At 55.6% G+C, this 20,919-nt stretch carries 21 protein-coding genes; 8 read left to right on the forward strand and 13 right to left on the reverse strand.

Annotated elements, in window-relative coordinates:
* Window positions 1–66: 66 nt before the first annotated feature.
* The 5 genes from FCN45_RS21355 to FCN45_RS21375 form a co-directional block, all read right to left on the reverse strand.
* Entirely contained in the window at window positions 67–1,380 is a 1,314-nt protein-coding gene (locus FCN45_RS21355) for a cytochrome c (RefSeq protein ID WP_137387183.1), read from the reverse strand.
* Between the two features lie 2 nt (window positions 1,381–1,382).
* On the reverse strand, window positions 1,383–3,152 hold the full coding sequence (locus FCN45_RS21360; protein WP_137387184.1) for a GMC family oxidoreductase: 1,770 nt from the start codon (window positions 3,150–3,152) through the stop codon (window positions 1,383–1,385).
* Window positions 3,153–3,170: 18 nt separating this feature from the next.
* Window positions 3,171–3,899 carry a gluconate 2-dehydrogenase subunit 3 family protein gene (locus tag FCN45_RS21365; protein ID WP_137387185.1) on the reverse strand — a complete coding sequence of 243 codons (729 nt, stop codon included), beginning with the start codon at window positions 3,897–3,899 and terminating at the stop codon, window positions 3,171–3,173.
* Window positions 3,900–4,107: 208 nt separating this feature from the next.
* On the reverse strand, window positions 4,108–4,932 hold the full coding sequence (locus FCN45_RS21370; protein ID WP_101761125.1) for a sugar phosphate isomerase/epimerase: 825 nt from the start codon (window positions 4,930–4,932) through the stop codon (window positions 4,108–4,110).
* A gap of 17 nt (window positions 4,933–4,949) precedes the next feature.
* The gene (locus tag FCN45_RS21375; protein WP_137387186.1) at window positions 4,950–5,963 is read right to left on the reverse strand and encodes a LacI family DNA-binding transcriptional regulator; all 1,014 of its coding nucleotides are present in this window, start codon (window positions 5,961–5,963) and stop codon (window positions 4,950–4,952) included.
* A 405-nt stretch (window positions 5,964–6,368) separates the two neighbouring features.
* On the opposite strand from FCN45_RS21375, the gene FCN45_RS21380 reads away from it, so the two are divergent.
* From FCN45_RS21380 to FCN45_RS21390, 3 genes are all read left to right on the forward strand, one after another.
* Complete coding sequence (locus tag FCN45_RS21380) at window positions 6,369–7,547, forward strand: Gfo/Idh/MocA family protein (RefSeq protein WP_137387187.1); 1,179 nt, start codon at window positions 6,369–6,371, stop codon at window positions 7,545–7,547.
* Between the two features lie 8 nt (window positions 7,548–7,555).
* Window positions 7,556–8,497, forward strand: coding sequence for a sugar phosphate isomerase/epimerase (locus FCN45_RS21385; protein WP_101761122.1), 942 nt, complete (start codon window positions 7,556–7,558; stop codon window positions 8,495–8,497).
* 96 nt (window positions 8,498–8,593) lie between these two features.
* Complete coding sequence (locus tag FCN45_RS21390) at window positions 8,594–8,938, forward strand: helix-turn-helix transcriptional regulator (protein ID WP_137387188.1); 345 nt, start codon at window positions 8,594–8,596, stop codon at window positions 8,936–8,938.
* Here the strand turns inward: FCN45_RS21390 and FCN45_RS21395 are convergent.
* From FCN45_RS21395 to FCN45_RS21405, 3 genes are all read right to left on the reverse strand, one after another.
* Window positions 8,931–10,121, reverse strand: coding sequence for an MFS transporter (locus FCN45_RS21395; protein WP_101761120.1), 1,191 nt, complete (start codon window positions 10,119–10,121; stop codon window positions 8,931–8,933). The two genes, FCN45_RS21390 and FCN45_RS21395, sit on opposite strands and share 8 nt — an antisense overlap.
* A gap of 131 nt (window positions 10,122–10,252) precedes the next feature.
* On the reverse strand, window positions 10,253–10,561 hold the full coding sequence (locus tag FCN45_RS21400; protein WP_137387189.1) for a CcdB family protein: 309 nt from the start codon (window positions 10,559–10,561) through the stop codon (window positions 10,253–10,255).
* Between the two features lie 2 nt (window positions 10,562–10,563).
* Window positions 10,564–10,803 carry a type II toxin-antitoxin system CcdA family antitoxin gene (locus tag FCN45_RS21405; protein WP_137387190.1) on the reverse strand — a complete coding sequence of 80 codons (240 nt, stop codon included), beginning with the start codon at window positions 10,801–10,803 and terminating at the stop codon, window positions 10,564–10,566.
* 184 nt (window positions 10,804–10,987) lie between these two features.
* Between FCN45_RS21405 and FCN45_RS21410 the strand changes: the two genes are divergently transcribed.
* Entirely contained in the window at window positions 10,988–11,521 is a 534-nt protein-coding gene (locus FCN45_RS21410; RefSeq protein ID WP_101761117.1) for a sterol desaturase family protein, read from the forward strand.
* Here FCN45_RS21410 and crtB read toward each other — a convergent pair.
* Genes crtB through FCN45_RS21435 form a run of 5 tightly spaced genes read right to left on the reverse strand, consistent with a single transcriptional unit; the run spans window position 11,460 to window position 17,227 of the window.
* A complete protein-coding gene (gene crtB / locus FCN45_RS21415) occupies window positions 11,460–12,389 on the reverse strand; it encodes a 15-cis-phytoene synthase CrtB (protein ID WP_137387191.1) in 930 nt (309 codons plus the stop codon). The two genes, FCN45_RS21410 and crtB, sit on opposite strands and share 62 nt — an antisense overlap.
* The gene (locus FCN45_RS21420) at window positions 12,386–13,867 is read right to left on the reverse strand and encodes a phytoene desaturase (protein ID WP_137387192.1); all 1,482 of its coding nucleotides are present in this window, start codon (window positions 13,865–13,867) and stop codon (window positions 12,386–12,388) included. The genes crtB and FCN45_RS21420 overlap by 4 nt, the downstream gene beginning before the upstream one ends.
* Window positions 13,864–15,030: a lycopene beta-cyclase CrtY gene (crtY, locus tag FCN45_RS21425; RefSeq protein WP_101761114.1), complete on the reverse strand. Its 1,167-nt coding sequence runs from the start codon at window positions 15,028–15,030 to the stop codon at window positions 13,864–13,866. Before crtY ends, FCN45_RS21420 begins: the two co-directional genes overlap by 4 nt.
* Complete coding sequence (locus FCN45_RS21430; protein ID WP_137387193.1) at window positions 15,030–16,307, reverse strand: glycosyltransferase; 1,278 nt, start codon at window positions 16,305–16,307, stop codon at window positions 15,030–15,032. The genes crtY and FCN45_RS21430 overlap by 1 nt, the downstream gene beginning before the upstream one ends.
* A gap of 14 nt (window positions 16,308–16,321) precedes the next feature.
* On the reverse strand, window positions 16,322–17,227 hold the full coding sequence (locus FCN45_RS21435) for a polyprenyl synthetase family protein (RefSeq protein ID WP_101761112.1): 906 nt from the start codon (window positions 17,225–17,227) through the stop codon (window positions 16,322–16,324).
* Between the two features lie 256 nt (window positions 17,228–17,483).
* Between FCN45_RS21435 and FCN45_RS21440 the strand changes: the two genes are divergently transcribed.
* The 4 genes from FCN45_RS21440 (at window position 17,484) to FCN45_RS21455 (ending at window position 20,903) form a co-directional block, all read left to right on the forward strand.
* Window positions 17,484–17,945, forward strand: coding sequence for a helix-turn-helix domain-containing protein (locus tag FCN45_RS21440; protein ID WP_137387194.1), 462 nt, complete (start codon window positions 17,484–17,486; stop codon window positions 17,943–17,945).
* Complete coding sequence (locus tag FCN45_RS21445) at window positions 17,945–18,520, forward strand: PIN domain-containing protein (protein WP_137387195.1); 576 nt, start codon at window positions 17,945–17,947, stop codon at window positions 18,518–18,520. Before FCN45_RS21440 ends, FCN45_RS21445 begins: the two co-directional genes overlap by 1 nt.
* 141 nt (window positions 18,521–18,661) lie before the next feature.
* Window positions 18,662–19,603, forward strand: a complete 942-nt coding sequence (locus tag FCN45_RS21450) for a 2-hydroxyacid dehydrogenase (RefSeq protein WP_137387196.1) — start codon at window positions 18,662–18,664, stop codon at window positions 19,601–19,603.
* A gap of 118 nt (window positions 19,604–19,721) precedes the next feature.
* The gene (locus FCN45_RS21455; RefSeq protein WP_137387197.1) at window positions 19,722–20,903 is read left to right on the forward strand and encodes an FAD-binding oxidoreductase; all 1,182 of its coding nucleotides are present in this window, start codon (window positions 19,722–19,724) and stop codon (window positions 20,901–20,903) included.
* The last annotated feature ends 16 nt before the right edge of the window (window positions 20,904–20,919 follow it).

A 20,919-nucleotide genomic window follows, 5' to 3' on the forward strand; every position in this document is an offset into this window, starting at 1 on the left:
GAAAGTGTTGCTGGTTAGCGACCAGCAACGACGCTGAAAGGTAACCAGAAGCTCGGTGAAGAAACGCTATTTCATCACCAGTACTTTCAGCTTAGCGCCTGCGCCGGTGGCTTTGCGCAGATCGGCGACCTGGCTGGCTTTCACCTCGGTAGCCTGATTACCCCACGAATTCCTCACGTAGTTCAGTACATCTGCCATCTCCTGATCGTTAAGCTTCCAGGAAAATGCCGGCATGCCTGCGGACGTTGGGCGGCCTGCGGTGTGCGGCGCGCGGGCACCGTCCAGCAATGCGTGGATCATGTTGGTGGGATCGTTCTGCATCGCGCCATTACCCGCAAAGGCGGGCACCATGCCGGTGATGCCTTCACCCGACAACCCGTGACACGCCGAGCAATCCACTTCATAGCGCAGTGCGGCCCGATCGTGACGCGTTTTATCCATCACGAATCCGGCGGCTTGCGGCGTGGAAGAAGCCGGTAAGCTGCGCAGATAAGTGGCGATAGCGTGCAAATCACGATCGTTAAAATACTGCGTCGAGTGCTCGACCGCTTCGGCCATTGGACCCGCCGCCACGCTTGCACCGTTCGAACCGGTTTTCAGGTAGTCAGCGATCTGCGCGTCGCTCCATTTGCCAATGCCAGCATGAGGATTCGGCGAGATATCCGGCGCGTACCAGCTTCCCAGATTGCCACCTTGCAGATAGTGGCTACTGATTTCGCCGCCCAGCGCGTTGCGCGCGGTGTGACAAACGCTACAGTGCGCCGGACCATCAACAATATACTTACCGCGATTCCACTCATCATTCTGCGCGGTTTGCGGCTTGAACGCGCTGTTATCGAAGAACAACAGGTTCCAGCCAGCCATCGCCAGGCGAATGTTGTAGGGGAAATTCATGCCCGCATTTTCATCGATGGCGTTGTGCACCGGTTTTTGCGCCGAAAAGTAGGCCCAAAGATCGTGCATATCATCATCGCTCATCTGTGTATAAGCGGTGTACGGCATCGCCGGATAGAGGAAGCCGTGTTCGCCGCGTCCCTGACGCACCGCGTTAAAGAAATCGCGCTCGGTCATGTTGCCGATGCCGGTTTCACGATCCGGCGAAATGTTCGAGGTTTGCAGCGCGCCAAAAGGCGTATCGATTGTGTAGCCGCCGGAGAAGTCCGCATTGTGACAGGCGGCACAGTCGGCGAGGCGCATCACGTACTCACCGCGTTTAATAGCGGCATCGTCGTTGCTGTGGAAATCGGCCAGCTGCACGTTGTCATCGGCAACGTTGGAGCGCGCGCTGTCTAACACCACCCACAAACGACCCGACGCCGCGATGCCCGCAATCACCGCCAGTGCGGCGAGCGTATAAGTCATCTTCTTTGCTTTCGCCATGATTACGCCCCCACCAGCGGTGCCGGATTATGGATGTACTTCTGGTGGATTGCCTGCGCAGCACGCACCGCCAGCGCACCAATGGTGATGGTCGGGTTATAACCGCCGTTGTTCGGGAAGGCGGAGGCGCCGACCACAAACAGGTTGTGCGCATCCCAGCTTTGCAGATAGGGATTGAGTGCGGAGGTGCTGGGATCGCTGCCCATCACCGCGCCACCAATGGTGTGCGAGCTGTGCTGCTGGTACGGATTCCAGCTCTTCTCCGCCTGGTTATCCACCACGATATGCTGGCCGCCGGTCTCTTTCATGATGTCGATGGCGCGATCGGTAACGAATTTCGCCATGCGCACATCGTTCTGGTTCCAGTCGAATGTGGTGCGGATCAGCGGCTGGCCGTGACGATCTTTGTAGTTGGGATCGAGATCGAGATAGGCTTCGCGCATCGGCATCGAGGTGCCCTGACAGAAGATGGTACCGGCGGTTTGGTAATCGCGCTTATAGCCCGCTTTCCACTCGCTGCCCCAGCGTTTGGTGCCGGGACGCAGGCCGTTCATGTTCTGAATTGGACGACCGTTGGTTGAGAAGCCCATGATGCCCGCGCCGCCGATGAAATTGAGATCGCTGTGGTCGAAGTTATCGCCGTTGAAGTCATCAATCTGCACCGCCAATGCGCCGCCGCCGATGAACGGGTTCATGTATTCGTTATCGAAGAAGCCGGTGACGCTGGAGCAGGTTTGATAGTTGTAGTTACGGCCAATGGTGCCGCGACCGGTCAGCGGATCGTATTGTTCGCCCACGCCGGAGAGCAGCATCAGGCGCACGTTATCCATCTGATAAGCGGTAATGCAGACGATATCCGCCGGCTGGAAGCCCTCCACGCCATCCTGGGTGATAAATTTCACACCTTTCACCGTTTTACCGTCGTCATGCTTTACGGCGTGCAACACTTCCGTTTCGGTCAGCAGCGTGAAGTTTGGACGGCGCATCAACACCGGCAGAATGCACGCTTGCGGCGATGACTTGGAGAAGTTGCCGCAGCCGTGGAAGTCGCAGAAGCCGCAATAGGTGCACGGACCCATGCTGACGCCGAGCGGATTGACATAAGCTTGCGACAGATTACCGGCCGGCACCGTGAACGGGTGATACCCCATGCTTTCGGTGGTTTTGCGATACTTGCTCATCCAGTGCGTATCTTTCAGCGGCGGGGTTGGATAGTCGCGTGAACGCGGGCCTTCGAAGATATTGCCGCCTTTTTGCGGCTGGCCATTAAGATTGCCCGCGATACCGGAAGTGCCCGCAATACGCTCGAAGCGATCGTAGAACGGCGCCATTTCGTCGTAGGTCACGCCCCAATCCTGCAGCTGCAAACCCTGCATCTTCTTCGCGCCGTAACGTTCGCGGGTTTGCTTCGCCACTTCAAAATCCCACGGCGTAAAGCGCCATGACATGCCGGCCCAGTGCGTGCCTGCACCGCCAACGTTCCAGCCAAACTGAAACGCTGACCAGTTACGTACCGGCGCTGCCAGCTGATCGCTGCGGTTGCGGAAGGTGGTGGTTTCCACGCTCATCGGCTGCAGGATTTTGCGACGCGTGTGGAAACGCAGTTCATCGGCATCAATGGCGACCGGGAAATCGGTCGAGGTATCGCGCCAGGCACCGCGTTCAATGGCGACCACGTTAAGTCCCGCGCGGGTGAGCTCTTCCGCCATCACCGAACCGGCCCAACCTAAGCCGACGATGACCACGTCAGCTTTATTTCTTACTAATGACATTGACTCAGCTCCGGCTATTTAATCGTTAGGAATGAGGCTGACGGGAATAAGCGCCAGATTTTCGTTGCGGCGTTCGATATAAGGGCGATAGTCATAGCGTGCGCCGGGAAAACCGATCATCTTCCAACCCACCATATTTTTATTTCCGCCATAAATCGGATCCGCTAAATAGCTTTCGCGCGCGTTTTGCAGCATTAATTCAAACAGCGCCTGGCTATTCACGTCTTTTCCTAAATCGATCTTGCCGTCTTCCATTGCTGTCAGGAATGTATCGATCTGTTCAGCTGATAAGGTATGTAATGAAGCCTGATGCTGTTGCTGCGCCCACTTTTCCAGCGCGGCTAAACCGGTTAAGTAGCGCGCTTTTGGCGGGGTAAGAAATTGCGGGCTGCCCATCAATGCCGCTTCATTTTCCGGATGCAGCGGCGCCTGCAAATAGAGCGCCGCGCCAGAGCCATAATCACCGGCTAACTGGTTATCGAGGAATTCAATCGCGCCCGCTTCACTGGCGGACGGGCCAAGGTCATCGGCGGGGATTAGGCGGTCAAAGATGGCTGCCAGATTCTGGCGATCCAGCGGATTGGTGAGCACCTGATAACCATCTTGCCATGCCGGTTGCGGCAGGTGATCGGTGCTGAGTTGGGTTTCCAGCGGCACATTGTGCAGCTCTTTCGCCCGTAGCTGCGGCGCGACGGCGAGGGATGCCACAATTCCACTGAGCGAAAAGAGCGCTTCTCTTCGGTTCATACTTTTTATCCCTTAAACTTCAACAGATGAATATTGACAGAGCACGACGTTCAGATATTTCAGACGCAATGACCGTGCGCAATTAGCGCGCAGGCGCTAGCGACGAATCTGCGTTCGTTATTGTTTTTTTCAGAGATAGGGTAAATATACGGTCGCCATTTATGGTGAACGTATTTACGGGAAACCCGTTTATCGGGCTCCCTTTATGTTAATGAATATATTTATTCATATCTTCATAGCAGTGACGGGAAATATCCCACAAATCGTCTTCCCAGTTTTGCGGGCTTAATAGTTCCGGTGACCAAACGCCGTCGTAGCCGGTAGCTTTTACCGCCGCCACCCAGGCGGCAATATCCACATCGCCCTGGCCTGGTGCGTAGTCGCGCTGTACCCACTCATCCCAGGCTTCACCCGGCTTGGCCGCGCGGCCATCGCAGAAATGCACGCCGTAAATCAGGTCTTTATCCATGCGCGCCACTTCAGCAGGCGTGGTGCCGCCGCCGGCATGCAGGTGCCAGAAATCCACCACCACGCCAAGATTGTCTTTGCCGCTCTGTTTAATCAGATCCAGCGCGTGTTGCAGCGAATTGAACGCGGTGAAGGCGACGACTTCAATCTGGAATTTAATGCCGTGTGGTGCGCCGATATCTGCGATGGCGGAGATATTCTCCAGCAGGATGGCATCACGCTCGGCGGCGGAAAGATGATCGAGTTCGGTCAGCGCCATGATTTGCACCACCGGACAACGCAGTTCCACCGCGGCCTGGCAGATTTTTTCCGCTTCGCGCAGCAGCTCAGCTCGCGCTTCCGGCTCATGGCGGCCAATACGTTTCAGCGCATTGATGCAGGTAATATCGACGCTGTATTTCGCCATCAGATCGCGGTAGGCAGCATAGCTGCCACCGTTATCCAGATAGCGATACAGATGTTCTGGCAGGATCTCCAGCCCGCTAAAGCCAGTCTCATGGGCGATGCGTAACTGAGTGACGGCATTGCTGTACCAAACAGACACGCCATGCAACGACAACTTCATCTCTCCTCCTTGTTACCTCATGGCTTCAGGTGAGAGCGTCGAATACGCAATTCTCCCTGAGACCAAACGCCACCCGGAGTGGCACGTTCATCAATCAGCCGGTTCAGAGCTTCAGTGATGATCAAATCAATACGCTGGCTGAAGGTGGTGAGCTGCCAGCTGGGCAAGCTGGCTTCATCGATGTCATCGAAACCCACCACCGCCATGAATTCGTTGCCTGCACCTTCGCGCAAGGCCGCCAGCGCGCCGAGCGCCAGCACATCGTTTTCGCAAAACAGCGCTTCAACCCGCTGATCGGGCGCGTGCGCGTTGAGATACTCAGTCAACGCCGCGTAACTGCGTTCGCGGGCGTATTCACCGGCGGTGAGCAGCACTTCCAGCGCCAGGCCAGCTTGGTTCAGCGCAAGTTGCAGACCTTCCAAACGCAGCGTGTGATGGCTGCTGGTGGCCGGGCCCATCATGTACCCGATGCGCGTATAACCTTGCGCCAGCAGCAGTTCGCCCAGCTGTTTGCCCGCCTGCAAGCCATCGATATTGACCACTTCAATATCCGGCTCGTCATTGTTACGGCACACCTGCACCAGCGGAATGTGGTGCATTTCACGCGCCACGGCGACCAGCTCATCACTCAGCACCGTGCCGAGAAACAGCATGCCATCGACCTGCAGCTGATCGGCCAGCGACAGCACCGCGCGGTAGTTTTCACCGCTACCAATATTCAGCAGCAGCGCCATATAGCCGCGCTGCTGTAGCTGGCGGGTGACGGTGTCGAGCATCAGCATCGAGTGCGGATTTTTAAGCTCGTCGATCACCACGCCAATAATCTGTGTCTTCTTCTGCGACAGGCTGCGGGCCAGCAGGTTAGGGCGATAACCCAGCTCGGTGGCAATCGCGATTACGCGTTCGCGCGCTTTCTCGGAAATTGACGCGCCAGGCGTAAAGGCACGCGATACCGTCCATTTCGAGACGCCAGCCAGTCTTGCCACATCGCTGGCGGTGGCTTTGTGGGATTTTGCGGTTGGTTTACTCATAGCACCTGCATAGGGGAAAAAGCGGAGACCCACAGCATTGAACGTGAAACCCAACGGAAAATAAACACCTAAGCGCACGCAATTGGCGTAAAGCGCGACAAATAACCCTGTTTTTAGGATGTTGCGATTATGTTTGATCTTTGCACCCGATTGCAACGTTTTTTGCAATCGGGTGCATTTCATTAACTTTTTGTGATCGATTTCGCTGATTTGCACTTTGCCAGATTGACTAAAAAGTCGTCTTAGCTGACATTTTGCTCACCAGTACAAAGCAAATCTCGTTTTTACCTATCGTGTGCAGCTTATTTTGCACCCGGTAGCAAAAAAGTAAAACGCTAAAAATTAATCTCTGATCTCTTACCTCAAACCATTTTGCACCCGAGTGCAAAGTAAACAGGAGTTGTTATGCTCATCGGTGAAAAGAGTATTCCACGCCCACTGCGCTGGGCCATGATCGGTGGCGGCCGTCTCAGCCAGGTGGGTTATAAACACCGTTGCGGTGCGCTGCGTGATAACACGGCGTATCAGATGGTGGCCAGCGCCTTTGATATCAATGCCGAGCGTGGCCGCGATTTCGGTGTCAACTTAGGGCTCGATGCGGATCGCTGCTACGCCACTTATCAGCAGCTGCTGGCCGAAGAGGCGAAGCGTGAAGATGGCGTTGAAGTGGTGTCCATCGCCACGCCAAACGGCACCCATTTTGAGATCACCAAAGCGGCATTGAATGCCGGTATTCACGTCATTTGTGAAAAGCCGCTGTTCTTCACTACCGCCGAAGCGCTGGAAATTAAAGCATTAGCGGCGGAAAAAGGGCTGATCGTTGGCGTGACCTACGGTTTCTCCGGCCATCCGCTGCTGATGCAGATGCGGGCGATGATCGCCAACGGCGAAATTGGTGATGTGCGCATGGTGGAGCTGCAATACACCCACGGCTTTAGCGCTAATGACAGCGCCGACAAATTTAGCGAAGCGCAAAAATGGCGCGTCGATCCGAAGATTGCCGGTCCGTCTTTTGTGCTCGGCGATATCTCGACGCACACCTTCTACATCTCCCAGCTGGTGTTGCCAGAACTGAAAGTGAAATCGCTGCTGTGCGATCGCCAAAGCTTCATTCCGTCGCGCGCGCCGTTGGAAGATAACGCCATGGTGCTGATGCATTACGACAACGGCGCGGTAGGGCGTATGTGGGCCTCATCGATTAATGCCGGTTCGATGGACAGCCAAAGTATTCGTGTGATTGGTTCGCGTGCAAGCCTGGAGTGGAGCGACTACAACCCAGGCGAGCTGAAATATGAAGTGCAGGGCCAGCCGAATCAGATTATGCATCACGGCATGCCGTACCTGCATGAAAGCGCCCTGGCCGATGAACGCCTGGGCGCGCTGCACACTGAAGGCCTGGCGGAATCCTGGGCCAATATCTATCTGAAATTTGCTATCGCCATCCACGCCACCCAACAGGGCGACCAAACCACGCTTGATAACCTGATCTATCCCGATATTAACGCCGGAATTGAAGGTGTGCGCTGGATTGAAAACTGCGTGCGTTCTGCGGACAACGGCGCGAGCTGGGTTAACTACGAATAAGGATTGCCATGAAACTTTCGTTTTGTACCGATAGCCTGGGTCATCTGCCGTTTGAACAGATGCTGGATAAGTTGCTGGAGCTAGGTGTTTACGGCGTTGAGATGACGACCGGCGGCTGGTCACCAGCGCCGCATCTGCGTACCGAAGCGTTGCTTGGCAGCGCCACGCAGCGTCAACAGTTGTTGCAGGCGCTGGAGAGCCGCGGCATGTCGATTGCGGCGCTGAATGTGTCGGGTAATCCGCTCGATCCAGGCGAATTAGGCAACAAACATAAGCGCGATACGGAAAACGCGCTGGCGCTGGCCGGAGAACTGGGGGTGAAGAAAATCGTCATGATGAGCGGCTTGCCGCCCGCCAGCCCGCACGACACCATTCCAAACTGGATCACTTACACCGTAAGCTGGCCGCCGACGCTGAAAAACTGCCTCGATTATCAGTGGAATGAAGTGGCAATCCCTTACTGGCTAGGGCTGGTGCAACGCGCTAAAGAGAGCGGTGTGGAGAAATTCGCGCTGGAGAATTTCAGTTCGATGCTGGTGTGGAATCCGGAAACCTTGTTCCGTCTGCGCGACGCGGTGGGTGAGATGGTGGGACTCAACCTCGATCCCAGCCATCTGCTGTGGATGGGCGCGGACCCGATTGCAGCAGCACGAGCGCTCGGCCCGGCAATTCATCACTGTCACGGCAAAGATGTGCGTCTGGAGCGCGGGCTGGTGGATATCAATGGTCTGTTGGAAACCAAACCGGTAGAAGATGTCGCCAATCGCGCCTGGAACTATGTTGCCGTTGGTTGCGGCCAGGATCTGCAGTGGTGGAAAGAGTTCTTCTCGGTGGTACGCATGATGGGCTACAACGACTGGGTATCGCTGGAAATGGAAGATCTCACCATGTCGGTGGAAGCGGGCGTAACCTCCTCAATTGCGGCACTCAAGCAAACCCTTAGCCAGTAATGTCAAATTCACGGCGGGCAACCGCTCGCCGTGTTCTGTACATCGAGCCTTGCCTGCCTGATAATCCGTGGTTCACCCACTATTAAGAGGCACGCCATGCTGGAAAACCATCCACCGCGCGACGAAATCAGGCTGGAGAATGTGCTGGCGGCGTTGGGCAACCCGATGCGCATGACGGTAATCAGCATTCTGGCGGACGGCGGCGAACATACTTGCGGATCGCTGCTGAAAGGCGTCTCCAAATCCACGTTGACCCATCACTGGCGCGTACTGCGCGAGGGCGGCATTATCTGGCAGAAACCCTCTGGACGTGAAAACCTGCTGTCGTTGCGACGCGACGATCTCGATGCCCGTTTTCCGGGTCTGCTCGATTCGCTGTTAAGCGCCACCCAGCAAGATCCCCTGACCCGCACCACGCTGGATGATTTCCAGATTAAATAACCCGCGCACGCCCAGCCAGCGTAGCCACAATCATCTGCAACCCCGCAATCACCAACAGCAGCATCAGCGGCCACTGCCAGTTGCCGCTGACATCATGCAGCAGGCCAAAACAGAGCGGGCCCAGCGCCGCTAATCCGTAACCGACGCACTGTGCCATGCCCGACAATTTCGAAGCCTGCAAATGATCATGGGTGCGCAGATTAAACAGCGACAGGCAAATCACCATTGATGCACCGGCGCCCAGTCCCGCCAGAATCAGCCACGGCAGCGCGTATTGCGGTGCCATTAACAGTCCCGCGACGGCGATAAAAATCGATAGCGATGCGAGAAAACCAATCATCCGCTGGTCGTGCATTTTTTTCAGTGCGCTCATGCAGGCCAGGTTCGAAACGATGGCCACAATCTGATAGACAAACAGCATGCCACCCGCTTCCAGCTGGCTAATGCCGCTGTCTTGCGCAAAAGGCGTAAACCAGCCGATCAAGGTGTAGAACACCAACGACTGGCAGGCCATAAACAGCGAAACCTGCCAGCCTAAGGCCGCGCGCCACGGTGAGCGCGTTGATGCGCCGTTGGCGCTGTTTTTGGTCTGAGGCGCAGGTTTTTTCAGGTACGGCAGCCAGGCCAACAGAGCGATAATCGCCGGAATCAGCCACACCGCTAATGAGAGTCGCCAACCCGCGCGACTCAACTCTGCCAGCGGCACCACCACGCCCGATGCAATGCTGGCGGTGATCGCCATGGTCATCGCGTACAAGCCAACATATCGCGCGGTGTGTTCGGTGAAATCACGCTTAATCAGCGGCGGCAGCAGCACGTTGGCCGCCGCAATCCCCGAGCTCAGGATGATCGTTCCCACCCACAACGCATTTTCACTGCCGCTGATACGCAGAATCGATCCCAGCGTGATGAGCAGCAATGCGCCCCATAAACTGCGCTCAAGACCAAAACGGTTGCCGAACCATGCTGCGGGTGGCGCTAAGGTAGCGAACATCAATAGCGGCAAGAAGTTGATCACGCCCGCCGCACTGGCGCTCAAGCCAAACGTCAGACGGATGTTTTCCAGCACCGGGCCAACCGCGGTAATAGGCGTGCGCAAGTTGGCCGCTGTCAGCAGCAGTAAGAACAGGAAAAAACCAGAACGACGCAGAGCAGGATTCGCAGATAAAACGGTATGGGTCATATTTTCGCACCATAGCAATGAGGCAGAGCGAGTCTGCTTATGGTGCGTTGGTTGACGTTAACGCTTACGCAGCGGCGATTAACTGCTGAAAGGAGGGCAATACTAACGAGGGGCTTTTAGGATGTAAAGTATCAAAACCCATCAAAGACAAAATCAACCGAGTCTTTAATCCGCTGGCGATACACACGTGCATCCATCACCTGATCGCCTAGAAGCGACACGCGCACACTGGCCATTTCGTGAGTCATGACCAGAAATTCCTCGCCTTCAACCTTGATTACCGGATTAAGTCGTTCAACTTGCTTTTTTTTAAACTGGTTTAGAGGGTAGAGCGGGATAACGATTCGTGACGCCAGTTCGCCGATAATCTCACTTTGAACGTCTACCAGATAAGGGTACTCGCTGTTCCTATTGGTATTGCGATAAATAAAATATTGCATGTCTAAAACGTCCTGTATTCATCCGACAATAAACCGTGTTCTTCGGTTATGCGATTGAGTTCCTGCAAACCTTCACTGTTTTCACGCTTCCATCTTTCCGCTTCGGTTGTGCGAATTTCATAATGTAAAGCTTTAGATAGGATGGCGGATAAATTGAGCCCTGCTTCTCTAGCCTGCTCGAGTAATGCAGGTTCAAGTGTCACGCTGACAGTTTTTTTTTGTCTTACGGCTGTAGAAGGCATAAATCCCCCGTGTAGTTAACACGTGTATAAATCAGTGTGGTGAGTATGGGTGAAATCTGCGCTTTCTGCAATGCAGCTTTCTAACGAGTTGTGGACTTTTAAAATTTCTAAACATGGTAAACCTTGCGCCATCGCTCATCCGCGTCCACCTTTAGTATTTCCCTTTTCCACAAATGGACGAACAATGATCTGGTTATGGAACGTGCTTATCTTGCTGGCAACCGTGGTGGTGATGGAAATCGTCGCGGCGCTGTCGCATAAATACATCATGCACGGTTGGGGTTGGGGCTGGCATTTGTCGCACCACGAACCGCACAGCGGCAAGTTTGAACTTAACGATCTGTATGCGGTGGTGTTTGCGGTGCTGGCGATCGTGCTGATCTATGTCGGCGTGCAAGGCATGTGGCCGCTGCAGTGGATTGGTGCCGGGATGACGACCTACGGCGCGCTCTACTTCATGGTGCACGATGGCCTGGTGCATCAACGCTGGCCGTTTCGCTATATCCCGCGCAAAGGCTATCTCAAGCGCTTATACATGGCGCACCGCATGCATCATGCAGTGCGCGGGCGTGAAGGCTGCGTGTCGTTTGGTTTCCTCTACGCGCCACCGCTCAATAAGCTGCAAGCCACGCTGCGTCAGCGCCACGGGAGAAAAATCAACGAGGACGCTGCCACAGACCAGCCGGACGTGGCGCCGGACGAGCCACACGCGAAGTGATCGCCAGGCCGGCCCCTTTCACCAGCAGCGCCAGTTTTTCGCCGCGGCTGGTGCGCTGTCGTGAATCCCAGGCGTGAACGCCAGCGTGCTGAACTTTTACCCCGATTTCGCGATAAACGCCGCGTGCCGTCGCGATGGCCCACGCCGAGCGCAGCGGCAAACCCGGCAAGCCGGACCGCGCCGAGTGATAATAGGGTTCCGCTTCTGTCACTAAACGCGCAGCCAGCGTGGCCAGCGCAGCACGATGTTGCGGTGCTGTCAGCGTATCGGCGCGTAATCCCGCCTGATCGAGCCAGGCTTGCGGCAGATAGCAGCGACCATTTTCGGCATCTTCGACGATATCGCGCGCAATGTTAGTAAGCTGGAACGCCAGCCCTAAATCGCAGGCGTGATCGAGCACCGCTTCGTCGCGCACGCCCATTACGCGCGCCATCATCAAACCGACTACGCCCGCGACGTGATAGCAGTAACGCAGCGTGTCGTCGAAACTCGTATAGTGTTCGTCGCGCGCATCCATGGCGAAGCCTTCCAGATGATCAAACGCCAGCTGTTGCGGCAGTTGATGAATAAGCGCCACTTCCTGAAACGCCTTAAACGCCGGTTCATCCATGTGCGCGCCGCTGTAGGCGCGGCGGGTTTCAATCTGCAGATGCTGCATGCGTGCCTGTGCATCTTCGACCGCATGCTGCGTGCCGCCTTCGCCCAGCGTTTGCCCATCAATCACATCGTCACAATGACGACACCATGCATACAGCATCAGCGTGCTGCGGCGTGTCGGTGCATCAAACAGCCTGGCGGCGGTGGCGAAACTCTTCGAGCCCACCGCCATGGTTTGTGTCACTTGCTCGAGTAAAGGCTGTCGATTCATTCAGCGCGATCCTCCAGCATCAGCTGAGCGGTGGCCTTGGCGGAACCAATTACGCCGGGCACGCCCGCGCCTGGATGCGTACCCGCACCCACCAGATAGAGATTGCTGATATCGGCATCGCGGTTATGCGGTCGGAACCAGGCGCTTTGCGTCAAAATTGGCTCCAGCGAAAACGCCGAGCCGTGATGGGCATGCAGCGTGTCGCGAAAATCAAACGGCGTAAACATTCTGTGTGTTACTAATTGCTGACGTAATCCCGGCATGTAGTGCTGCTCCAGATAAGCAAAAATTCGATCGCGCAAGCGCGGTCCTTCCTGTTGCCAGTCGATGTCAGCGGTGCCGAGATGCGGCACCGGCGCTAACACATAAAAGCTGCCGCAGCCGGGTGGTGCCAGCGACGGATCGCTGCTGCAGGGCGCGTGCAGGTAGAGTGAAAAATCCTCTGCCAGTTGGCTGCTATTAAAAATCTCATCAATCAATTCGCGATAGCGCGGACCAAAACAGACGGTGTGATGCGCGAGCTGTTCATGCGGCTGATTGAGGCCAAAATAGAGCACAAACAGCGAGTTGCTCATGCGCTTACGCTTGAGCGATGTCGCACGTTTCTTAGCCTTCGGATGATGGCGTAGCAGCTTGTCGTAGGTATGCACCACGTCGGCATTGGAGGCTACGGCTGCGGCATCGAAGCGTCGTCCATCCTTTAACTGGACGCCGCTAATACGATTTTCATTGGTTTCCAGCTGGCTCACTTCGGCATTCAGTAACAGCTCGCCACCCAGATCCTCAAACAGTCGCGCCATGCCCTTCACCAGCGCGCCGGTGCCGCCGCGCGGAAACCACACGCCCCATTCACGTTCCAGCGCATGAATTAAGGTATAGATTGATGACGTTGCAAAAGGATTACCGCCCACCAGCAATGAGTGGAAGGAAAACGCCTGCCGCAGGTGATCGTCCTGAATAAATTTCGCCACCATGCTGTAGACGCTGCGCCACGCCTGCAAACGTCCCAGCTGCGGTGCAACACGTAGCATGTCACGCACCTGCAGAAACGGCACCGTGCCGAGTTTCAGATAACCCTCTTTGAATACTTCGCGCGAATAGGCGAGGAACTGACGATAACCGGCGACATCCTGCGGATTGAAGGTCGCGATCTGCTGCTCCAGCAGCGGCTGATTGTTGTCATAGTCGAGCTGTTTGCCATCTTCCCAACACAGGCGATAGAAGGGCGTGACCGGCATCAGCTCGACGTAATCGCTGAGCGATTTTCCCGCCAGCGTGAACAACTCTTCGATGGCGCTGGGATCGGTGATCACCGTGGGCCCGGCATCAAAGGTAAAACCGCTATCTTCAAACACATAGGCGCGTCCGCCCGGCTTGTCGCGCTGCTCGAGTAAGGTGGTTGGTATGCCCGCCGCTTGCAGGCGAATCGCCAGCGCCAGGCCGCCAAAGCCTGCGCCAATCACATAAGTGCGTTTCATTTTTTCTTCCCTGGTTCGACAGAATTCAACAGCGCGTGCAGCGCTTCACCGATGGGCACCGGCGGCTTGCCGCACAGAATCCGCGCTTTATCATGCAGACGAAGTTGTCCGGCGTAAAAGCGGCTAATTAACCCGGCATTGAGCCGGTAAAAACGTTGCATTACACGCCAGCGCTGCTGCGGCTTACCGGCCAAAAACAGCATGCGGTTCAGCAGGCGGAAAAATCGCTGCTCGCGCCACTGCTGACGGGCAAAGCGTTCGATGTGTTGACTGAGCGTGCGGGCATCGGTGGGCAACAGCGTGGCTATCAACTCCGCCAGCGCCACGGCGGACGGTAAAGAATAACCGGTTGTCGCGTGAAACAGTCCGGCGCGCAGGCCGCTGCATGGCTGGCCGCGCTGCTGTTGCCAGAATCGATCAATATCGCCGCTCAGGGTAATCGGTAATATGCCATGCTCTTCACGCAGCAGCGTGCCAGGCCGCCAACCTTGCTGTTTGGCATAGTCAGCGATGTGCTGACGAGCGGAGTTCTCCGCTAGCGTAGGTTGATTAACGTAATGCGTATCTTCAATCAGTAACCGATCGGCGCTGAGCGGTAGCGTGTAGACAAAACGGTAGCCCGCTTGCTGATCGACGGTGGCATCCATCAGGATCGGCTGCTGCAGGCCGTGCGGCTGCGCCAGCTGCCACTCTTGTCCAAGAAACACCTGATAACCCAGTTGCAGATGCGGCGTTGGCTGCAGGCCGCGGCCATCAATCACCACCTGCGCATCAAGTTCACGGCCATCCGCCAGCGTCACCTGTGTGGGTTTTACCTGTTTAACGGCAGCATTTGTCCACAGATCGTCACCCATCGCCGCGAGTAGATGCCGGGCAAAATCGCCTGACGCGATGGAACAATAATCCCCGTCCAGGTTGCGGCGCAACGCGGGAAAACGCACCTGATAGCCAGGCCAACGCGCCGTGATCAGCGGTTGCAGCCAGCGCAGCTGATCGGCGCTAAGATCGCTCTGATGAAATGACCAGGTATGATTGCCTGCCGGATGTGCGTCGCTCTCCAGCAACAGGCATTTGAGCTGCGGCTGCAGTTGGCGCAGACGCAGCGCAATCAAACCGTTTGCCAGTCCGGCACCGACCAGAATCACATCGTAGTGCGCACGCATCAGGTGGCCTCCGCCAGCACAACTTGTTGCTGGCACAGCGCTTGTTCGACGATGTCGGCCGCACGCTGGCAACCGCCTGCGCGCTGCAACTGTGCCTGTATCGCTGACATCCGTAACGCGTAGCGATCGTCGGTAAGTAATTGTCGCAGATGCTGCTCCAGTTGATGAACGCGGTTAAAGCGCGATGCGCGCCGTCCAACGCCATGCCACTCAATGCGCGCGGCCACGCCGGGTTGATCAAAGGCAATGGGCAGCGCCAGCATCGGCGTACCGCATTCCAGCGCTTCCAGCGCGCTGTTTAATCCGGCATGAGTAATAAAAAGCTGCGCGTGTTGCAGGGCGGCACGTTGATCGACAAAATCCGTCACCCACGCTGCACCAGCCAGTTGCAACTTGTGCACCTGATCGGCGTTCAATCCCCCACAATGAGCGATCACCAGCGAAAGTTGCTGGCGGCGGCACGCCTGTGCCAGATGCAAAAACAGGCGGAAGCGATGGCCTTGCAGCGTACCCAGCGAGGCGTAAACCACCGGCTGGCGCAGCGCCGGCCAGGGCGCATTGAGCGGCGCTGCCGCAAGCGGCGCGCGCAGTTGTCCGACGGCGTGATAGCAGGCCGGCAGTTGCTGACGCGGAAAATCAAAGGCGGGCACCATCTGGCTGATTTGTGCCAGCGGCGAAAGGCACTGATGCAATCCGCGCCGCTCCGTCAAATTGAACGCCCGCGCGTGTTTGAGGATGACGTCGCCGTGGCGACGCATGATGCGATCATAGATATCGCTGCTGGCCTGAAAACGTTTCAGCGCTTTTTCATCCTGAGCGTAACGGAAGGGCATCACCGCCAGCGGAATGCCGGCTTCACGGTTGACCGGCAAGGCGCAGGCCACCGAAACAAACGGCAGATGCAGCGCTTCAGCGACTAATCCGCCTGCTGCTTCCATTTCATCAGCGATCACACCATCAATGTTCAACGATTTCAGTACCGCTGGTAGTTCTCGGCACAGCATATCGGTGCAGGAGGCGAGATCGTTGATTACGCGGAACAGCGACAGGCCGCCCGGCGAAGCCAGCCGATGCAGCACGGGCGCCAGCGAACCGGCCGGATGCGTTTGCTGGCCTACTGCAACGAAATTAATGCGTTCGTCGCTGAGCAAAGTGCGGGCGTCGGCTTGCTGGATGAAGGTGATGCGATGGCCACGCGCCAGCAGCGTTTGTGCTAACGCCTGCAACGCGTGAAAGTGGCTGTAAAGCGGCGGCGCGATCACCGCAAAGTGGCCCAACGGCTTAGCCGCGCTCAGTTGAACATCGCTAGCTGTTGATTAAACAGCGCGTGCATGTATTGGCGAGTGGCGATGCCGCGATGGCAGGCGCAGGCAAGGTGTGCATCGGCACTGCGCAGATGATCGCGCAGACGACGTTCTGCGCCGTCAGCCCCGAGCATCTGTACCAGCGTGGATTTACCCTGATCCTGATGCACATCTTTGCCGGTGTGTTTGCAGCCGTCGGCGAGGTCGTCGAGCAGCTGAAACGCCTGGCCCAGATCCTGAGCAAAGAAGCTAAGACGTTGCCGCACCTGCGGTGAAGCGTCAGCGGCAATCGCCGCCATTTGCAGCGTGGCGCGAAACAGCACGCTGGTTTTCAGTTCATTGGTCAAGGCGATCGCTTCCGGACTGCGGCTCTGGGTGCCGTCGTGCAGATCCTGAAACTGCCCTTGCACTAATCCCTGCAGGCCCACGGCGGCGGAGAGTTCGGCAATCGCTTCAGATTTGTGCACCGCAGGCAAATCGGGTGCGATGGCAATCACTTCAAATGCGCGGCTCAGCAGCGCGACGGCGGCGAGAATCGCCACGTTTTCACCAAACTCACGATGCACGGTAGGGCGACCACGGCGCATCTGCGCATTATCCATTGATGGGATGTCATCCAGAATCAGCGATGCCGCGTGCACCATTTCCACGGCACAGGCGAGATCGAGAATGCCATTTTGCGTCAGCTCGCAACCCATATCGCGCGCTGCCAGCATCAGTAATAAAGGACGGATGCGCTTGCCCTGCGCCAGCGTACCGGCACGCATCGCGGCACGCACGCGATCGCTTTGCTGTCCTGCAGGCAGTAAATGTTCGAGATGCGCCTGTAAAATTTGCTGCAGCTGAAGCAGTTCGCTTGTCTGATGCGCTGTGCTATCGACATGGGTGGTCATAATGGCTATCCATGGTTGATGAAATTATTATGCTTTTTGATTAACCGTAGACTGCGTAAGGTAAGTTTGCCAGCGAGGGCAGCGTGGTTAAACCATTCCAAACCCGATAATGCATGAGAATTACGTAGAGAAGTAATGCTCAAGCGTCAGCTAAAGAGAGATTATTTCGTTTATTTCGAATATTGATGGTTTCGTTTATTGCGATTATCATTCGGTGACTGCAATTTGAAACCACAAACTATCAATTGGAAAACGCATGAAACACTCAATTCTGGATAGCTTGAGCCTTCCGGCTCCGAAGGAGATTGAGGCCGCTTCGCGCGGGCAGAGGGAGCTCGCAACTTATCTATCCACCAAGCAGGAAACGCAAAAAATATCGATTCAGGATGCGCACAACGAAACGCATCAGATTGAGCTGCCAACGTCTGCCCTGACACTACTCATGGCTGTTTTGGGCGAGTTGGCGGTGGGAAATGCGGTTCAGGTTGTGCCTGTACACGCTGAATTAACTACGCAGGAAGCGGCAAATATTTTAAACGTTTCACGCCCACATTTGGTGAAACTGTTAGAGCAAGGTCAGCTTCCGTACCATAAAACAGGTCGCCATCGTCGCGTGCTTTTTGCGGATCTTATGCAGTTTAAAGACAAGCGTGCGCAAGATAGCAATGATGCAATGCAGGAATTGGCAGACCAGGGACAGGATCTCAATTTCTACTGATGAACCATTCACCCTATGCCGTGGTACTGGATGCATGTGTGTTGTATCCATCCATACTGCGCGATGTACTGCTTCGCCTCGGTCTGACGGGGCTCTACCAGCCAAAATGGACTGCCACCATTCAGGATGAATGGAAGCGTAATTTACGCACTAACAGACCAGATATTGCTGAAGATCAGTTGGCGCGCACGCAGACATTGATGAATAAAGCGCTTCCAGATGCAATGGTATCGGGATTTGAACCGCTTATTTCTGGCATTGCATTACCTGATTCCAATGACTGCCATGTTGTCGCTGCCGCTATACGGTGTAAAGCTGAAGTGATTGTCACAATGAATCTGAAGGATTTCCCGAGAAACCTCATGGCTGAATTCGAAATTGAAGCTCTTCATCCTGACGAATTCATCATGGATCTGTTCGACTTAAATCAGGCGCTGGTTTTGAAGGCAGTGAATGCGCAACGCGCGAGTTTTAGACAACCAGCAATGGGCGTTACGGTTTATCTGGATTCGTTATTACGCCAGGGTTTACCGATGACAGTAAGCGCATTAGATAAGTTTCGTTTTCTCATTTAGCAACGATTAAATCATTACGCTGCTGCACGGCATGCCATCTATTTCCGCGTGATCTTATCAGCGAAAAAAGTAACAGCAACGCCGTAACATAAATAACTCCGTTAGGCTGGTGGTCAATAAATACCGCTAATGGAACATAAAATGACGAATACCAAACCTGCCGTGCTGATTATTCAGCCGCTAATGCCGCAGTTAGATGAAAAGCTCACGCAACATTTCCATTGCCATCGTTTATATGAGCAGCATGACGCAATGCTATTTATCCAGCAGCATGGCAAAGCGATCAATGCCATCGTTACGCGCGGCGATGTCGGGGTGGAAACGGCACTGCTGGAGCAACTGCCGGAGTGTAAAGTCATTACTGTATTCGGTGTCGGCACCGATCGTATTGACCTGAAATACACTGCCGAAAACGATATTCAGGTCAGCATTACCCGCGACATTCTGACTGACGATGTTGCCGATTTGGCAATGACAATGACGCTGGCGTTCTCGCGTAATTTGGTGGCTTACCATCAGTTTGCGAAATCCGGGGCATGGGAAAATAACGGCGTCGAACTCTCCAGCCGCGCCAGCGGAAAAAGAATTGGCATCGCCGGGTTGGGCGCGATTGGCTTAGCCATCGCGCGCCGTGCCGAAGCCTTTGGTATGGAAGTGGCATATACCGCGCGTTCGGCGAAAGACGTCAGCTATAAGCGCTGCGATACGATCGAACAACTCGCCACCTTTAGCGATTTTCTGGTGCTGGCACTGCCGGGCAGCAAAGAGAATGTGCAACTGGTCAACGCGAAGGTGCTGGCGGCGCTCGGCCAAGAGGGCGTAGTGATCAATATTGCGCGTGGCACAGTAATCAATGAACCCGACTTGATCGCTGCACTGCAGCAGGGAATCATTAAAGGGGCTGCGCTGGATGTGTATCCGGATGAGCCAAAAATTAATCCCGCGCTGCGTGAACTAAATAATGTGCTGTTAACGCCGCATATTGCCAGCGCAACTCACGAAACGCGTGCGCAAATGACCAATAATGTGCTGGAGAATTTACGGGCCTATTTTGCCGATGGGAAGATTCTGACATCGGTATAATTTAAGCATCCGGATTAAGACGAAATTCTTATATCCTGCGTAATAATCCCTATTTAGCGATAGCAATTTTCGTTCAGCCAGGCTGTTATGATATCGGCACTTAATTCAGGAGCCCATTATGACAGCACAGAAAATTGCAATTATTGGCGGCGGCGTTATCGGATTAGCGGTGGCGCGCGCCTTAGCGTTGCAGGGCGTTGAAGTCACCGTTTTCGAACAGCAGCACATTGGTGCGGGCACCAGCAGCACGACGTTTGCCTGGGTGAACTCCAATGGCAAACAGCCGCGCAGTTATCACCTGCTTAATGCGCTCTCGATGGAAGAGCACCTCAAACTGCAGCAAGCGCAGCCGAACGGATTGCGCTGGCTGGAAACTGGCGGTACATGGGAGTGGGCCGCCGAGGGCGATGCGCAGCAACGTTTGCTGCAGCGTGCCACGTCGCTGCAATCAGCAGGTTATGCGGCGCGTGAAGTGTCGCCAGCAGATGTGCTGCGCGATATTCCGGAGCTGCGGGCGCAGGCCATCAGCGGCAGCGTGTGGCATTTCCCGACAGAATCGGTGCTGCATCCGGCGCTCTATCTGGCGCGCTTATGGTCAGAAGCCAAAGCGCGCGGTGCGGTGCTATACCAGCATCAGCGCATCAATAGCATCAGTGAAAGTGCCGATCGGGTTACGCTGCAGCTGGAAAATGGCGAGCAGTGGCAGGGCGATCGTATTGTGTTAGCCACCGGACGCTGGGCCAATCAGCTGCTAAATTCACTGGGACTCAATCTGGCGTTGCTGGATACCAGCAAACCGAACGCGGTGGCTTGTAGTTTCCTGGTGCGCACCGCGCCGCAGCCGTTATCGCTCAATGCCAATCTCATCTCTCCGCAACTTAACGTACGCCCGGACGGCGGCGGACGTTTGCTGCTGCAAGCCTTAGAGTTGGATCATCTAGCCGATTCTGCTGCGCCACCCTTAATCACCAGCGATATCGCCGCGCAATTCCGCGCGCGTTATCACGCGCTGTTTGCGGATGCGGGCGAGTTGCAGATTGAACAAATTGTGGTGGGGCAACGTGCAAGACCTGCCGATGGTTTACCGGCGCTGGGCTATGTCACCGCGCATCAGCGCGTGTATGTGGCGGTGACACACAGCGGTATCACGCTTTCGCCATTGATTGGCAAGCTGGTGGCTGAAGAGCTGATCGGCGATGTGGCAAGTGAGCTGCTGAGCGATTTCCGTCCGCAGCGTCTGCTGGGGAAAAGCGTGGAAGCGTTTGCGCCCATCAAGCGTAATTTCCCGGCGGCGCAATAACGCTATGATTGCCGTT

The organism is Pantoea sp. SO10 (assembly GCF_005281435.1).
GTDB lineage: Bacteria > Pseudomonadota > Gammaproteobacteria > Enterobacterales > Enterobacteriaceae > Pantoea > Pantoea leporis.

Coding starts and splice junctions, on each gene's coding strand:
- FCN45_RS21355 (WP_137387183.1), bottom strand. CDS start 1,380: ATGGCGAAAGCAAAGAAGATGACTTATACGCTCGCCGCACTGGCGGTG.
- FCN45_RS21360 (WP_137387184.1), bottom strand. CDS start 3,152: ATGTCATTAGTAAGAAATAAAGCTGACGTGGTCATCGTCGGCTTAGGT.
- FCN45_RS21365 (WP_137387185.1), bottom strand. CDS start 3,899: ATGAACCGAAGAGAAGCGCTCTTTTCGCTCAGTGGAATTGTGGCATCC.
- FCN45_RS21370 (WP_101761125.1), bottom strand. CDS start 4,932: ATGAAGTTGTCGTTGCATGGCGTGTCTGTTTGGTACAGCAATGCCGTC.
- FCN45_RS21375 (WP_137387186.1), bottom strand. CDS start 5,963: ATGAGTAAACCAACCGCAAAATCCCACAAAGCCACCGCCAGCGATGTG.
- FCN45_RS21380 (WP_137387187.1), top strand. CDS start 6,369: ATGCTCATCGGTGAAAAGAGTATTCCACGCCCACTGCGCTGGGCCATG.
- FCN45_RS21385 (WP_101761122.1), top strand. CDS start 7,556: ATGAAACTTTCGTTTTGTACCGATAGCCTGGGTCATCTGCCGTTTGAA.
- FCN45_RS21390 (WP_137387188.1), top strand. CDS start 8,594: ATGCTGGAAAACCATCCACCGCGCGACGAAATCAGGCTGGAGAATGTG.
- FCN45_RS21395 (WP_101761120.1), bottom strand. CDS start 10,121: ATGACCCATACCGTTTTATCTGCGAATCCTGCTCTGCGTCGTTCTGGT.
- FCN45_RS21400 (WP_137387189.1), bottom strand. CDS start 10,561: ATGCAATATTTTATTTATCGCAATACCAATAGGAACAGCGAGTACCCT.
- FCN45_RS21405 (WP_137387190.1), bottom strand. CDS start 10,803: ATGCCTTCTACAGCCGTAAGACAAAAAAAAACTGTCAGCGTGACACTT.
- FCN45_RS21410 (WP_101761117.1), top strand. CDS start 10,988: ATGATCTGGTTATGGAACGTGCTTATCTTGCTGGCAACCGTGGTGGTG.
- crtB (WP_137387191.1), bottom strand. CDS start 12,389: ATGAATCGACAGCCTTTACTCGAGCAAGTGACACAAACCATGGCGGTG.
- FCN45_RS21420 (WP_137387192.1), bottom strand. CDS start 13,867: ATGAAACGCACTTATGTGATTGGCGCAGGCTTTGGCGGCCTGGCGCTG.
- crtY (WP_101761114.1), bottom strand. CDS start 15,030: ATGCGTGCGCACTACGATGTGATTCTGGTCGGTGCCGGACTGGCAAAC.
- FCN45_RS21435 (WP_101761112.1), bottom strand. CDS start 17,227: ATGACCACCCATGTCGATAGCACAGCGCATCAGACAAGCGAACTGCTT.
- FCN45_RS21440 (WP_137387194.1), top strand. CDS start 17,484: ATGAAACACTCAATTCTGGATAGCTTGAGCCTTCCGGCTCCGAAGGAG.
- FCN45_RS21445 (WP_137387195.1), top strand. CDS start 17,945: ATGAACCATTCACCCTATGCCGTGGTACTGGATGCATGTGTGTTGTAT.
- FCN45_RS21450 (WP_137387196.1), top strand. CDS start 18,662: ATGACGAATACCAAACCTGCCGTGCTGATTATTCAGCCGCTAATGCCG.
- FCN45_RS21455 (WP_137387197.1), top strand. CDS start 19,722: ATGACAGCACAGAAAATTGCAATTATTGGCGGCGGCGTTATCGGATTA.